The 14,315-nt window shown below is 41.4% G+C and carries 13 protein-coding genes; 5 read left to right on the forward strand and 8 right to left on the reverse strand.

Annotation, left to right across the window (positions count from 1 at the left end; all coding sequences use genetic code 11):
• Positions 1–201: 201 nt before the first annotated feature.
• Together ACLI08_RS05490 and ACLI08_RS05495 are read right to left on the reverse strand one after the other, a co-directional pair.
• Positions 202–3,000: a triple tyrosine motif-containing protein gene (locus tag ACLI08_RS05490; RefSeq protein WP_411427462.1), complete on the reverse strand. Its 2,799-nt coding sequence runs from the start codon at positions 2,998–3,000 to the stop codon at positions 202–204.
• A gap of 108 nt (positions 3,001–3,108) precedes the next feature.
• Positions 3,109–4,524, reverse strand: coding sequence for a T9SS type A sorting domain-containing protein (locus ACLI08_RS05495; protein WP_411427463.1), 1,416 nt, complete (start codon positions 4,522–4,524; stop codon positions 3,109–3,111).
• A gap of 535 nt (positions 4,525–5,059) precedes the next feature.
• On the opposite strand from ACLI08_RS05495, the gene ACLI08_RS05500 reads away from it, so the two are divergent.
• Positions 5,060–5,590, forward strand: coding sequence for a hypothetical protein (locus ACLI08_RS05500; protein ID WP_411427464.1), 531 nt, complete (start codon positions 5,060–5,062; stop codon positions 5,588–5,590).
• A 170-nt stretch (positions 5,591–5,760) separates the two neighbouring features.
• On the opposite strand, the gene ettA is transcribed toward ACLI08_RS05500, so the two are convergent.
• From ettA to ACLI08_RS05515, 3 genes are all read right to left on the reverse strand, one after another.
• Positions 5,761–7,455 (reverse strand): energy-dependent translational throttle protein EttA, encoded by a 1,695-nt coding sequence (gene ettA / locus ACLI08_RS05505; RefSeq protein WP_411427465.1) that lies wholly within the window; start codon positions 7,453–7,455, stop codon positions 5,761–5,763.
• Between the two features lie 53 nt (positions 7,456–7,508).
• On the reverse strand, positions 7,509–7,685 hold the full coding sequence (locus ACLI08_RS05510) for a CAL67264 family membrane protein (protein WP_411428005.1): 177 nt from the start codon (positions 7,683–7,685) through the stop codon (positions 7,509–7,511).
• Positions 7,686–7,754: 69 nt separating this feature from the next.
• Positions 7,755–8,588, reverse strand: coding sequence for a S1 RNA-binding domain-containing protein (locus ACLI08_RS05515; RefSeq protein WP_411427466.1), 834 nt, complete (start codon positions 8,586–8,588; stop codon positions 7,755–7,757).
• Between the two features lie 258 nt (positions 8,589–8,846).
• On the opposite strand from ACLI08_RS05515, the gene prmA reads away from it, so the two are divergent.
• Entirely contained in the window at positions 8,847–9,683 is an 837-nt protein-coding gene (prmA, locus tag ACLI08_RS05520) for a 50S ribosomal protein L11 methyltransferase (RefSeq protein ID WP_411427467.1), read from the forward strand.
• A gap of 27 nt (positions 9,684–9,710) precedes the next feature.
• Positions 9,711–9,986, forward strand: a complete 276-nt coding sequence (locus ACLI08_RS05525) for an ATP-dependent Clp protease adaptor ClpS (RefSeq protein WP_411427468.1) — start codon at positions 9,711–9,713, stop codon at positions 9,984–9,986.
• Positions 9,987–10,081: 95 nt separating this feature from the next.
• Here the strand turns inward: ACLI08_RS05525 and ACLI08_RS05530 are convergent, their stop codons facing one another.
• From ACLI08_RS05530 to ACLI08_RS05540, 3 genes are all read right to left on the reverse strand, one after another.
• Positions 10,082–10,666: a hypothetical protein gene (locus ACLI08_RS05530; RefSeq protein ID WP_411427469.1), complete on the reverse strand. Its 585-nt coding sequence runs from the start codon at positions 10,664–10,666 to the stop codon at positions 10,082–10,084.
• A 69-nt stretch (positions 10,667–10,735) separates the two neighbouring features.
• Positions 10,736–11,332 (reverse strand): RsmD family RNA methyltransferase, encoded by a 597-nt coding sequence (locus tag ACLI08_RS05535; RefSeq protein WP_411427470.1) that lies wholly within the window; start codon positions 11,330–11,332, stop codon positions 10,736–10,738.
• A complete protein-coding gene (locus ACLI08_RS05540) occupies positions 11,329–12,132 on the reverse strand; it encodes a DUF3822 family protein (protein ID WP_411427471.1) in 804 nt (267 codons plus the stop codon). Before ACLI08_RS05540 ends, ACLI08_RS05535 begins: the two co-directional genes overlap by 4 nt.
• A gap of 107 nt (positions 12,133–12,239) precedes the next feature.
• On the opposite strand from ACLI08_RS05540, the gene ACLI08_RS05545 reads away from it, so the two are divergent.
• The gene (locus tag ACLI08_RS05545; protein WP_411427472.1) at positions 12,240–13,664 is read left to right on the forward strand and encodes an ATP-dependent RecD-like DNA helicase; all 1,425 of its coding nucleotides are present in this window, start codon (positions 12,240–12,242) and stop codon (positions 13,662–13,664) included.
• Positions 13,665–14,088: 424 nt separating this feature from the next.
• Positions 14,089–14,313, forward strand: coding sequence for a hypothetical protein (locus tag ACLI08_RS05550; protein ID WP_411427473.1), 225 nt, complete (start codon positions 14,089–14,091; stop codon positions 14,311–14,313).
• The last annotated feature ends 2 nt before the right edge of the window (positions 14,314–14,315 follow it).

Raw genomic sequence — 14,315 nt, forward strand, 5'->3', positions numbered from 1 at the left:
GGTATCAACATCAAAATTAACCCCTACAAAAAATCTACATGCGTTAAAAAAGTTAGCCCCACTCCCCGAAACCACCGTTAATACAGTATTAACAGGCTTTTAAGAGCCTTTTAACGCAGTAGTTGTAACGTTACGAAAACCTTGTAAATAGTGGTTTTGTATAGGTGTTGTATAGGTAAAATGCACTTATGTTGAGTTATTCTACACGTTTAATATGTACTCAACGAGGCCTAGCTCATGCGGTAATTCCATTTTTTTACGCAAACGATAGCGTTTTATTTCTACGCTTCGTACAGAGATGTTAAGAAGCGGTGCTATTTCTTTGCTTGAAAGATTCAGCCTTAAGTATGCGCAGAGGCGTAAATCGTTTGGCGTAAGTGCCGGGTGCGATGCTTTAATTTTCTTTAGGAAATCTTTATCGGCATTGTTAAACGCCTCTTTAAACATATCCCAGGTATCGTCTTCATTAATGTTTTTATTAATGGTTGTAATTACTGATTTGAGGTTCTTAGTGTCTTCGCTGCTTTTCTTTAAATCGTCTTTAATTGCAGACAGCAGTTCATTCTTTTTAATAAGGTTCATGGTACTAACCGCCAGCTCACGATTCTTGTTTTCAAACTCCTGTTGCAGCTGTTCGTTTTTAAGGCGCATAAGTTCCTGCTCTTTTTCAAGTTCTTTAATTTCCAGGAGGCGATTGTTTTCTTCAATCAGTTTTTCCTGCTGCTCCTGGTAGTGGTTTTTATAGCTACGGTTTATAACGTACGCACCTATAAGCCCTATAATACAGTATACCAGTAGCGCAAAATTAGTAGCGTACCACGGTTTGCATATGGTAAACGTATACGTAGCCGTATTTACAGAAAGCGAGTCACCCGTTTTTGCCTTTACCCTGAAGTTATATTCGCCGGGAGACAAGTTTTTAAAACTGGCAGCAGTACGGCTGCTCCAAGGGGTCCATTCATCCTGAACACCTTCCAGCATATAGCTGTATTCTGCGTTGATGTACTTTCCGTATTCGGGCACAGTAAACGAAAACGTAATGTTGTTATCGTTGTGCGAAAGCGTAACTTCCTGCGTGGTATTTATTACATACGGATCCCTGTTTTGCTCGTTAACACTAATGTTTGTAATGTATGCGCTGTATTTTTTAAAGGATATTTCGTTAATGTTTAGGGTATAGTACCCGTCGGTAGTGCCTATCAGGTACACATTTGGCGTAAGCTGTGTTATATTTTCATACCCCAGCATAGAATTGGTTATAGATGATGGAATAGGGATAATATTCCGTTTCAGGTCGGCATTTAGCCTGCCTGCAGAGAAGTAGTTGATGTAATTTTTAGTAAACAGCCATAGCTTACCACTACTATCCGGTATTAGCTTACCCGATGTATACTCATCGTTATTAAAAATGGTAGAAAGTGCAGCTTGTTTTTCAAATTGCCTGGTGCGGTCGTTAAGGCGGTAAATACCATCTTTCCCGGCAAAGTACACGCTACCCGCAAAAGTGGCAAGGCTTACGTTGCGTCCTTTTACGGGCGATTTATATATGGTTGCAGCACTGGCAGTTGTAAGGAATTTATTTAGGGTAATACGGTAAATGCCTTTGTATTCATGACTTATATACACGTCGTTATTTTTGCGGATGCAAAAAAACCTGCTTGAAACATCAAAGCCCTTTATACGGTTTTTAAACTTCCAGCCGGCTGTTGTTTTTTCAAGTACCGATAAACCCGTGTATGTACCCTGTATAAGTTGGTTTTTATTGTAAGGATTTGGTTCAAATTTCCAGGTGCCCACGCCCTGCGCTATGCAAGTAGCCGTTTGCCCGTTAATGATGTACGTACCGAAATCGTGCCCGCAGAACAAAGTGTTGTCATACAGGTACAGCGACCATACCTGGCCCTTAGTGCCGGGTATAAACTGAAAGTTTTCGTTTGAGTTGTAGTGTTTGGCAAAAAGCCCCTGATTGGTGCCTATGTACAGCATACCGCTGTGCAGTACGGCGCTGTATACCGTTCCTAAAAAGCCGGTATCGTCTACATAGCTATGTACGGGCGACTGCAGGTTAAGGCAGTTAATGCCATTATCGAGCCCCATCCATACGTTACGGTCCTGATCTTCAAACACAGACAGTGCAGTGTTATTACTCAGGCCTTTGTTTTGGGTTATATGATAACGGATGGTTCCCTGTGGCGAAATAATATAAATACCGTTGCTCACCGTTCCTATGGCAAAGCTTTGGTCAGATAGCTGGCTGCCGCTGTATATGGTACATGCCGAAAGTTCGGGCTCGGCCTGTATATCCCACTTTGTAAACACGCCGTTTTTAAATTCGAAAAAGCCATTATGCTGTGTAAGCGCTAAATATCCATCATCTTTAGCATAAAGGTTAACGATTTTGTTTTGCGTAAGAAACGCATCGTTAGACACAAGCCTGCTCCTGCCATTTTCTATTTCGAAAAGCCCTGAGCCAAAGGTTTGGTAAAAAATGGTGTTGTTTACCGTAAATACCCGGTGTATGCCGGTATCTGAACCTATGGTGTTAAAGGTGCCTGTTTTAGTATCGTAAATAAAAATCTGCATAAGCGACTGAAACATTACCCAGCGGTCATACTGTACGATGTTCCAAAACTGTTCGTCGTCTTTTATTTGCTTCCTGATTTTTTTAGTTAATGATGTATAGGCCAGCCTGCCATCGGGCTTGCGTGTCCAGTACCCGAAATCCATGTAAAAACCGCAGTACACGCGGTTACCTATAACCTTTACAGACCTCATAATGGTTTCATTAGGGGTAGGGTAGAGGTTCCAGTCAGAGCCGTTGTATTCCAGCAATCCTTCGTTATTGGCAAAATACATATACCCAAGGTTGTCCTGGGCTATCATCCAGTTTTGGTTGCCCGCCGCGTATGTGCCCGGACTGTATTTTAGAATAGGGGGAAGGTCTTGCGCGGTTATGCCAAGGCTACAGAACAGTAAAATAAGGGTAATTATTTTTTTCAAGGGTGCGTGTTATGGATTGCAGTTACGAATATACGAGAAATACTAAAACTAAAAACCGCAACGCGTGGGGGCGTTGCGGTTAAAAACTATGCATGAAAAAATGAAAGACTACTTTTTAACGAAGCGTACAGATGATGTTTTACCAGCCGATGCCGCGTTTAGTATGTATACGCCCGGTGCAAGGTTGCTTACATTAAGCGTTGCTGTTGTAGCGTTTACGTTTGTGTTTAGTACATTTTGCCCCAGCATGTTGTAAATGCTGATTTGCTCAATGTTGTTTTGAGATGCCAGGTTAAGTACGTTACCTGCCGGGTTAGGGAATGCAGTAACTGTGCTCTTTGTAGTAGTAGCTACAGCGGCAACACCATTGTTTACTTTAGCAAAACCAAGAGCAGCCTCCTGTGCAGGATTACCGTTTAGGCCGGTAACAGAATACCCGTACTGAAAGTGAGCACCGTTTGTGTAATCTGCAGGAGTTACGGTAATATTAAAGTCTGCATCAGATACAAGGTCTGCAGTAGCAAATTTTACAATGCCGTAGTTAGCATCAAGTACTTTTATAAAGGCTTTGCCTGCGTAACCGGCAGCAAGTGTGTTGCTTACGCAGTGTCCTTTAAATGTTACGGTTTGGCCCAGCAGGGTTTCATCGTCTATGTAGGTGTTACCTTCAAAAAGTTTGGCGCCTATTTCGCCGTTAGCCCAGTAAGGATCTGTACCGTCTCCATAAGTATTAAAGTTAGGGTGAAGATCTAAAGTGCCGTCTTCATTGAGTACGGTTTTAAGCTCGGCAAGGCCCCAGCTGCTACCGCCCATATACGTCGTACCATCGGCAGTAAACCAGTTAGCGTATGCTACAACCGGAGATGTAGCGGAAATGCTTACCTCTGTACCCTGTGGTACTTCTGGCGTACCGGCAGTAACCACTAAATTTCCAAGTTGATTCATATCAGCCGGGTTAGCGTTTAATCCTCTTACAGAGAAGCCATATTGTACGTGTGCTGCGCCGGTATACATTGTAGCATTATACGGAATGCTAAATGTGCCTGTACCTGTTATTGCTGCATACGTTTCGTTTAATACACCCCAGTTAGCATCAAATGTTTTTACAAACATCCTTGGTGTATATTGAGATGAAAGCGTAAAACTTGTTACCGTAGCCGTAAACGTAAACTGCTGGGTGGCCAGAGCGTCGTCTATTACCATAGTAAGGCCTTCCAATATCTTATTCCCCATAGCACCGTTAGACCAGTATGCATTTGCGGCATCGTAAGTATTGTAATTAGGGTAAAGTGTAAGGGTGTTGTCTGTAGTGTTCTTTTCTGTCTTTACGTCAGCAATCGCCCAGTCGCTGTACCAAAGGTACGGTTGCGTTTCAGTGTTGTCAAAGCAAAGCATACCACCAACCCAGTTAGCATTGGCATCAACAGTAATGTTTGTCTGTGCACTGGCAGTGCTCATTCCCATTGCGGCTATTCCGGCAAGGGCAAGGTTTTTAAAAGAGAAGCGTAATGTTCCGAGTTCCATAAATATCTGTTTAAGGTTTGCGATAGTAAAAATAGCTTAATGCACGAAAACGATATATAAATAGATGTATATACAAACTATACATTTTTTTAACGGAATAATTTTGAATACTGTAAATGTTGTTTTTCCTTATAAATGTGAGGGTTTGGCTTACGTAGAAATTTAAATAGCAGGCGTAATTATTTAAATCTATAACGTTCTTGTATAGGTAATGTATAGGTATTTTGGCGCATCGGTGGGTTATTGTTGTGGTTGGTTTTAAGCCTGTAGTAGGTAGATTGTCGCCTATTATTACATATTACGACGATTTAAGTGGGTTATTGTGTACTGTGCGGTTAATTTTTTTGTTAAACTTTTTAAGTATTGTTTCGTTAAACATTTTTGTCAGTTGTTTTTTAAGTTGCTGATGAACAGTAGGGTGTAAAGAATATTTAGTAATACAGTGGTTAAATAAAACTTAACGGAAATTTTTTTAAGAAAATCGAAGCGTTAACCGTAATAGTTTTGGGTCACTAACACTAATTAAAATGCAAGTATGAAAAAGCTACCTTTTATTTTCGGTGCGCTGGCAGTCGCCTCACTGACCTTAGTCTCTTGTAACGATGACGACAACAACAATGTAAATTCGGGTGTTTCCGGAACGTATAACCTTAAGGAGGTTAACACCGAAACGCAAACCGACTTTGATCAGGATGGTACTGCACACACGAACCAAATGCAGGAAAGCCAATGCTACAACAATGGCAAAATTACCCTGAATGCAGATGGTACGCTTACTTATGTAGTTACCGGTATTCTTATAAGCACTGCCGATGGTTCGGTAGGTTGTAAACAGGAATACCAAGCTACAGGCCAATGGCAGCAGCAAAGCGGTAACGATGAAAATGCTGTTATATCTGCGGTATATACAGACCAAAACGGCGATAACAACATAGTAACGTTAACCAAAACGGGAACAACATTAACGTATGTAAACGATAACCTGCTGTCTACCTATCCTAACAGGAACAGCAATGGCGAACCAGTATATACCTCAGGTTCTACTACATACGTGTTTAAAAAATAACTTCTTCTGTTATGTTTTTTGAATAACAGCATGCCGCAAAGGCAGGCTTTATTAGCGTTCTACAAAGCAAAACCCCGCCATTGGCGGGGTTTTGTATTTTGAAGAAGCGGTATAGTTTTAATCAAAAAGGCTTATGTCTTTCGACTTTAAAGCTTTCGACTTCGACTCAACTATCCTCTTATCAGTTTTTTGTATTTAATACGCTTAGGAGTTAAATCGCCGCCAAGGCGTTTCCTGCGGTTTTCTTCATATTCAGAGAAGCTGCCTTCAAAGAAATACACTTCCGAGTCACCTTCAAATGCAAGGATGTGTGTACAAACCCTGTCCAGGAACCAGCGGTCGTGGCTAATGATTACTGCACAACCTGCAAAGTTATCAAGACCTTCCTCCAGCGCACGAAGCGTGTTTACGTCAAGGTCGTTAGTAGGCTCATCCAGTAGTAGAACGTTACCTTCTTCCTTAAGGGTCATAGCAAGGTGAAGCCTGTTTCGTTCACCGCCCGATAGCGTGCTCACCTTTTTGTTCTGGTCGCTTCCGCTAAAGTTAAAACGGCTTAGGTAGGCGCGGCTGTTTACCTGGCGTCCGCCCATCATAATAAGTTCCTGACCGTCGCAGAAGTTTTCCCAGATCGATTTGTTAGGGTCTATGTTAGCATGGCTTTGGTCTACGTAAGCTATTTTTACCGTTTCGCCTACTACAAACTCACCTTTATCGGGTTGTTGTTCGCCCATTATCATACGGAAAATGGTGGTTTTACCGGCACCATTTGGCCCGATGATACCTACAATACCCGCCTGCGGAAGCGTAAAGTTAAGGTTTTCATACAGTAGCCTGTCGCCAAATCCTTTTGCTACACTCTTAGCCTCTATAACGTTAGTACCAAGCCTTGGTCCGTTAGGTATGTAAAGCTCCAGTTTTTCGTCAAGTTCTTTCTGGTCTTCGTTAAGTAGCTTGTCGTAGTTTTGTAAACGTGCTTTTTGTTTGGTCTGGCGGCCTTTAGCACCCTGGCGTACCCAGTCGAGCTCGCGCTCAAGGGTTTTACGGCGTTTTGAAGCTGTTTTTTCTTCCTGCTCCAGGCGTTTTGCTTTTTGATCCAGCCAAGACGAATAGTTTCCTTTCCACGGAATACCCTCGCCACGGTCTAGTTCAAGAATCCAGCCCGCTACATTGTCAAGGAAATAACGGTCGTGCGTTACCGCGATAACCGTACCTGCATACTGCTGAAGGTGTTGCTCTAACCACAATACGCTTTCGGCATCAAGGTGGTTGGTAGGCTCATCAAGCAGTAGTACGTCCGGTTGTTGCAGTAACAGGCGGCATAGTGCCACACGGCGTTTTTCACCACCCGAAAGTACGCTGATAGGAGTGTCTGCCTCAGGCGTGCGCAGGGCGTCCATAGCTATTTCAAGCTTGGTGTCCAGTTCCCATGCGCCGGCAGCGTCTATTTTATCCTGAAGGTCGGCCTGGCGGTCCATCAGTTTTTGCATTTTATCGGCATCCTCATATACTTCAGGCAACATAAACTGGTCGTTAATATTGTTAAATTCCTCAAGTATGGCTACCGTTTCGGCTACGCCTTCGCGTACAATTTCTATAACCGTTTTGGTTTCATCAAGCTGTGGTTCCTGCTCCAGGTAACCTACTGTGTAGCCCGGTGAAAACACCACATCGCCCTGGTAACTCTTGTCTACACCGGCTATAATTTTTAATAGTGTTGATTTACCCGAACCGTTAAGACCAAGGATACCTATTTTTGCCCCGTAAAAGAAGCTCAGGTAAATATCCTTAAGTACCGGTTTTTGTGCTCCCTGATACGTCTTGTTGACGCGGGACATCGAAAATATTACTTTCTTATCGTCAGACATTGTTAATGTTCTATTTGTTTAAAGTTTCAAGTTTAAGGTTGCTTACTCAGGCTCTAAACGCGCCCCTTTAAAGCATTAAAAACCCATGCTATGGCAAAAAATCCTACGCCTACGGCTGCAAAACCATAGCCGGCAATATCATCGTACCGAAATGCACCAAGGCAAATCAATAGAATTCCCATAAGCACCATGATGAGTGTAGCCCATCCCAGTACTGTATTTTTATTCATCATTGTCGTTTCGTGTTAATCCTAGCAAATATCGGTAAAGATTGTGTATTTATAAAATTATTATCCTAATTAGGATTGTACCAAATAAATACCATCTTCTTTAATATCGATAAGTCTTTGTTTATACAATGATCCAATGGCTTTTTTAAATGCCTTTTTGCTCATTTTCAGTACGGTTTTAATATCTTCCGGGTGACTGTCGTCGTGCAGGCGTAAGAATCCTCGGCTGGCACGTAGTTCGTCCAGTATCTTTTCGGCATTGGGTTCTATACTTTCTATACCCGGTTTTTGAAGGCTAACGTCTATCTTATTATCAGGGCGTATGGTTTTTATATAACCCACAAGTTTTTCTCCTAACCTAATATCATCGTAAACGTCATTTTTATACAATAATCCTCGGTGCTTGTTGTTTATAATCACGTTTATACCCAAGTCTGTAAAATGCGATACTATAATGTCTACTTCCTCGCCCTCGGTTACCGTAAGGTTTTCGTTGTCTAAAAACTGACTCAGTTTGCTACTGCCTGCAAGTCGGTTGCTCTTTTCGTCCAGGTACATGTGTACCAAATAGCGTTTGCCTACCTCCATTGGCCTTGCCTGCTCGCGGAAGGGTACAAACAAATCCTTTTCCAGTCCTATGCCTACAAATGCACCAAACTTATTAATAAAGCTTACACGCAGCAGTGCAAAGCCGTTTAGTTTAACAAGGGGCTCAAGCGTGGTGGCCACAGGGCGTTCCTCCTGGTCAAGGTATACAAATACGGTCATTTCGTCCCCCTCATTCCATTCGGCAGGTACGTACTTGTTTGGTAACAGTACGTCGGTAGTGCCATCAGTAAGGTAAAGGCCTACGCTGGTGCCACGCGCTATGGTAAGGGCATTGTGTTTTCCTATTTCAATCATTAATCATTCATTATAAGCTGCAAAGGTAATACTTTAATGTAACAGTGTATCAATTTACTAATGTATCAATTAATTGATGTAACAATTTGTCAATATATCAATGTGTCAATTATTAGAGTACGTAAACTGCTACATCAATTAATTGATGTGACAATTTGTCAATATATCAATGTACCAATTATTAGAGTACGTAAATTGCTACATCAATTAATTGATACATTATCACATTAATACTACCTTTGTGCCAAATTTTACACAATGGCCGAATTAGCTTACATAGGATACCACTTTACCATAGAACCGAAAGAACCCGCTACCGAAATACTTATAGCCGAACTGGGCGAACTGCCGTTTGAAAGCTTTGAGGAAACCGAAACAGGGCTTAGCGCTTACATCCAGAAACAATTCTGGACGGAAGATGTGTTGGCTGATGTGTACATACTTCAATCAGGCGAGTTTAATATTACCTATACCTTTGAGGAAATAGAGCAGGTAAACTGGAACGAGGAGTGGGAAAAGAATTTTGAACCTATTGAAGTAGATAATACCTGCCGTGTACGTGCGCCGTTCCATGAGTACAAAGAGGTGCAATATGATATAGTTATTGAACCAAAAATGAGTTTTGGTACAGGGCATCACGAAACTACGTTTATGGTTATCCAACACCTGTTAGAAACTGATGTGGCCGGTAAAAAAACGCTCGATATGGGTTGCGGTACTGCCATCCTGGCTATTCTTGCCGAAATGAAAGGCGCCCAGCCTATTGATGCTATAGACATAGACAACTGGTGCTACCTTAATTCTATAGAAAATGCAGAGCGTAACAACTGTAAGCATATTAGTGTTTATGAGGGTGATGCATCATTACTGCCCGGCCGTACGTATGATGTTATTATAGCCAACATAAACCGTAACATTTTGCTAAACGATATGCAGGTGTATGCAGACTGCCTTAACCCCGGTGGCACATTGCTGCTAAGTGGGTTTTATGAAGAAGATATTCCGGCTATAGACGAAAGCTGTAGCGCTAAGGGACTTACGTTAATAAAAAAGCATCAGAAAAATAACTGGGTAGCGCTAAAATATATAAATTAGCACTTCCTATTTTTTAATTGATTGTATATGAGCACGAAGGAAAAAGTTTTAGAAGATTTACTGGTAGAGGAACTTGTAGCAGACAATAACGAAATAGTGTTGTATAATGATGATGTAAACACTTTTGACCACGTAATTGAAACCTTGGTACGCGTATGCGACCATACTCCTCTGCAAGCCGAACAATGTTCGCTTATTGTACACTATAATGGTAAGTGTACGGTAAAAACAGGCGTGTTTAACGAGCTTATACCACAGTGTACACAGCTGCTGGAAGCCGGCCTGAGCGCAGAAATTGTATAATGCCTTAACGGTAATATACATTTTCTTTTTAGCACCAAAATCATTCAAAAAGCCGATTATAAAAGAAATCCTCTGCCTGTGCAGAGGATTTTTTTCTAGATTTTTCTCAAAATTTTTCGAGCTCGTCTTTTTTTAGATTTCGATAAATCCAAATTAGAAATCATAAAAAGAATTAGCTTATTTCTTTCAAGCCGTCTCATTTTTAAATTCTCGTCACTTACTGGAATCAGATATATTTTTTCAAAATCTATCAATTCCGTTAATTTAATTGTTTTATATACTCTTGGGTATTCATACATAAGTACATTTGTACTTAGTTCAGTTTCAAAATATCTTATTTTATTATTTCCTCTAAACGTTCCATCTACAGTAATAAAAGGTAGATGGTCTATCATACCATCAATCCATTCAATCGAAATTTCCAATGGTAAATAACCTTTTTCCAAATAAAAAAACTCTTCATTAACCAAATCTATATATTGAAATCCTGCTTTTTCAGTATTTAAATCTATATTTCTAATTAAATCTCGAAAGTCATTAATACATTTATTAATTGTGGAAAAATGAATTTGTTTTTTCGAAAATGTGTAAGAATACCAAATTCCAAGTAAAGAGAAAATTGTAACCAAGCCACAAACAATTTCAAATAACTCTTTCCATGTCTTAATTCCTGAATCCATTTTTTTTCGTTATTTTTTCAAACTTAGCAAAATATTGGATAAAAAAAGCCCTCATAAAAGGGCCTTGAGTTATATCTCGTCGTCTTCGCTGTCTATATCATAGCCCAGCGGTTCTTCGCTTTCATCTTTGTCAAATTCAAAAAAGCTGAAAATGCTGCCGCCGTACTTTTTCTCAAACGAAAAATTCATAAGGTGCTGCATGCGGGTATACTTGCTGTGCTCTATAATCATCATGCCGTCTTCGTTTAGCAATTCGTTTTCAAACACCAGCCTTACCACTTCTTCAAACTGCTCCTGGCTAAAGTTATACGGAGGGTCGGCCACTATAATATCGTATACCGCCTTATGTCCTTCTAAAAATTTATAAACATCACTTTTTATTACGGTAATAGGCAGGTCAAACTCGGCTGCGGTTTTCTTTATAAAGCGCACACACCCAAAATCAGCATCTACAGATGTAATGGGCCCGGCTCCGCGCGACCCAAATTCGTAACTCAGGTTACCCGTACCACTAAAAAGGTCCAGTATTTTAAGCCCTTCAAAGTCAAAGCGGTTGTTTAGTATGTTAAACAACGATTCTTTGCTCATATCTGTAGTAGGCCTTACGGGCAGGTTATTTGGCGCAGAAATACGGTGCCCTTTAAATTTGCCGGAAATTATCCTCATGTGTGTAGTAAAATAAAGTTGGTTAAAGCATTTTCGTGCGAGGTTTGCCATTTAGCCGCCAGCGGTGCAGCATCATACAATGCTACGTGGCGTATGTAGGTGTAGGCCAAAGCGTATAGCGGGCTCTGGGTGTCTATGCTGCCCAGCATCCATACCTTTACCGTTTCGGGGTTTAGCTCCAGTTGTTCCAGGGTAAATAATACGTAGTACAAAAAGTCTTCGGGCAGTGCGTACTCAAACGAGTTAAACAGCAGCAGTTTAGGGCCGTTTGTAACCACGATTTCAAAATGGGTGTCTTTTACGTGTATAAACACCTGTTTTTCAAACGCGTTTTTAGAATCATCCAGCAGTTTTTCTACCAAAACACTGTTGGCATTGCGGTAGTCAAAACTACCCAGGCGGTCTATAAGGTAATTGTTTATGTTCATTAACGGCACATACACATTTGTAATGTCGTAGCTTCCTACGGCATCCCAGGCATACACGTCGCCATCAAACACGCGGGTATTGTATTGCAGGTAGCTGCCGGCAAAATCTTCGTCAAACAGGGCAGTGGGTACAAAAGCGTTAAAAGCATTATCGTGCAGCACTACAGCTTCGTCAAACCCCATACGCAGTTCAGGGTACTGTACAAACATACGCCACAGCTCATCTTCCAGCGGCGTGGTTTTGTTAAACGGTACGTGGCTAATCTGTTTAATTTCGTTATTCAGCGTATCGAGCACACAAAAAGACACGCCCGTAGCTGCTGCCTGCATTACGAGCTTTTTATAGTTTTTGCCTGTTATGGAATGGTTCATAAGATATGGTGTGCTGCTGCAAATTTACATTCTTTTTTGGTTCAGCCTGTGGGTTGGGTAAAATGATGTTATCTTTGGGAGGCAAAAAATAACAATTCGTTACCATAATGACCCCTGTACAGTTTTACCGCGTACTGCACGACAACTTTCCGTTTATACCTACCGAAAAGCAAAACACCTTTTTACAACAGGTGGCCTGGTTTGTGGTAAACGGTAACCGAGACGATGTTTTTTTGCTGAAAGGATATGCCGGTACGGGTAAAACCACCATTATAGCCACGCTGGTAAACAACCTGCGTGCCGCCGGTAAAAAGTACGTGCTGCTGGCACCCACGGGCAGGGCGGCAAAGGTAATATCTGGCTATGCCGAAAAACCCGCCTTTACCATACACAAGCGTATTTACTTCCCTAAAAAGAACAGTGGCGGCCAGGTGGGGTTTGTAATGCAGCAAAACAAATACAAAGACACCATATTTATAGTAGACGAAGCCTCTATGATCTCTGACGCACCAACAGATAGCAGCATGTATGCAAACGGTTCGCTGCTCGATGACCTTATGAGCTACGTGTACAGCGGCCAAAACTGCCGTATGATACTGGTGGGCGATACCGCTCAGCTTCCCCCTGTAAATTCTGACCTTAGCCCGGCGCTGGACGAGCGCGTACTGGGGCAGGCGTATTTTAAGGAAGTGCAGCACATAGAGCTTGACGAGGTTATGCGACAGGCCGAAAAATCAGGAATTTTATACAACGCCACTCAACTGAGGGAGTTGCTTAAAGAGGATTTTTTTGATGAGTTCCGGTTTAAGTTGCGTGGGTTTAAAGATATTATACGCCTTACCGATGGTTATGATATTCAGGATGCCATACATACCGCGTACAGCAACTACAGCATAGAAGATACCGCCTTTATAGTGCGCAGTAATAAGCGTGCCAATGCCTACAACCAGCAAATTCGCGCGCGTATACTGGATAGGGAAAGCGAACTTTCGGCAGGGGATTTCCTTATGGTGGTAAAGAACAATTACTTTTGGCTCGATGAAAAGAGCGAAGCGGGTTTTATAGCCAATGGCGACATTATAGAAATCCTGGAAATCTTTAGGATAGAGGAACTCTACGGCTTTAAGTTTGCACGCGTTAAGGTGCGCCTGGTAGATTACCCCAACCACCTGCCACTGGAAACCGTGCTGCTGCTGGATACCCTGTACAGCGAGGCGCCTTCGCTTACGTATGAGGAGTCTAACCGATTGTACCAGCAAGTGCAGGAAGATTATCAGGACGAACCGCAGTACCAGCGCTTTTTAAAGATAAAAGCCAACCCGCATTTTAATGCCCTGCAGGTAAAGTTTAGCTACGCCATTACCTGCCATAAAAGCCAGGGTGGGCAGTGGAACACCGTATTTGTAGAGCAGCCTTACCTGCCCGATGGCATAGACCGCGATTATGTACGCTGGCTATACACCGCCATAACCCGTAGCCGTGACAAGGTGTACCTGATAGGTTTTAAGGATGAGTTTTTTGAGGAGGATTAATTTTTTTAAAAATATTAACCAGTAGTAATATTTTTTATGTATATTTGCAGTGTAGTTCTTTGAAAAGATGCTTTGAGTCTTGAATCTAAGTGGAGTTCACCTGACCGTCTGAAAAGACAACCCGTATGGGTAATTGACACACAACAACTCTTTCTATCTCGCTTCGCCTATGCGCAGCACTGATCTTTATTTAGCATTAAGTTGAGTTAATTACTCAAATAATTAAGCTATTTTAAGTCGATTCAGAAATTGATTATTTAAGTCATTTATGCTTTAATTTAAGAAGCAGGAAATTTTAAGTGAGTGCGTGAGAACATTGTATACGCACTTAGGTTAAAGACATCATTTTTAACATATTACTTTTTACAACGTGATTGTTGCAAAAGCAGGACAACAATTACGTTGTCTTTAAAACTTAAGTAACATGTCTAGATTAAAACAAAATCAAAGCATCGATGGTGTAATCAATTGTATTAATGCCATCTCAGAGAGCCAATGTTCTCTTTCGGAAACCGATTCAGCTTTATTAGCTGAAGCATTAGTGAGGCTTAATAGTTTAAGAAAGAAAAAAGGTAAAACTAATGGTCAAATAAGGGAAGAAATTACCCAAGTTTTAAATTTAGTTGTCCTGTTCTTTACGAAAAAGTAGCC

This window comes from Flavobacterium sp. RNTU_13, assembly GCF_046614455.1.
Lineage (GTDB): Bacteria > Bacteroidota > Bacteroidia > Flavobacteriales > Flavobacteriaceae > Flavobacterium.

Bases quoted from the DNA above. Each gene is read 5' to 3' on its own strand.
- ACLI08_RS05495 (WP_411427463.1), bottom strand. From the start codon at position 4,524: ATGGAACTCGGAACATTACGCTTCTCTTTTAAAAACCTTGCCCTTGCC.
- ACLI08_RS05500 (WP_411427464.1), top strand. From the start codon at position 5,060: ATGAAAAAGCTACCTTTTATTTTCGGTGCGCTGGCAGTCGCCTCACTG.
- ettA (WP_411427465.1), bottom strand. From the start codon at position 7,455: ATGTCTGACGATAAGAAAGTAATATTTTCGATGTCCCGCGTCAACAAG.
- ACLI08_RS05510 (WP_411428005.1), bottom strand. From the start codon at position 7,685: ATGAATAAAAATACAGTACTGGGATGGGCTACACTCATCATGGTGCTT.
- ACLI08_RS05515 (WP_411427466.1), bottom strand. From the start codon at position 8,588: ATGATTGAAATAGGAAAACACAATGCCCTTACCATAGCGCGTGGCACC.
- prmA (WP_411427467.1), top strand. From the start codon at position 8,847: ATGGCCGAATTAGCTTACATAGGATACCACTTTACCATAGAACCGAAA.
- ACLI08_RS05525 (WP_411427468.1), top strand. From the start codon at position 9,711: ATGAGCACGAAGGAAAAAGTTTTAGAAGATTTACTGGTAGAGGAACTT.
- ACLI08_RS05530 (WP_411427469.1), bottom strand. From the start codon at position 10,666: ATGGATTCAGGAATTAAGACATGGAAAGAGTTATTTGAAATTGTTTGT.
- ACLI08_RS05535 (WP_411427470.1), bottom strand. From the start codon at position 11,332: ATGAGGATAATTTCCGGCAAATTTAAAGGGCACCGTATTTCTGCGCCA.
- ACLI08_RS05540 (WP_411427471.1), bottom strand. From the start codon at position 12,132: ATGAACCATTCCATAACAGGCAAAAACTATAAAAAGCTCGTAATGCAG.
- ACLI08_RS05545 (WP_411427472.1), top strand. From the start codon at position 12,240: ATGACCCCTGTACAGTTTTACCGCGTACTGCACGACAACTTTCCGTTT.
- ACLI08_RS05550 (WP_411427473.1), top strand. From the start codon at position 14,089: ATGTCTAGATTAAAACAAAATCAAAGCATCGATGGTGTAATCAATTGT.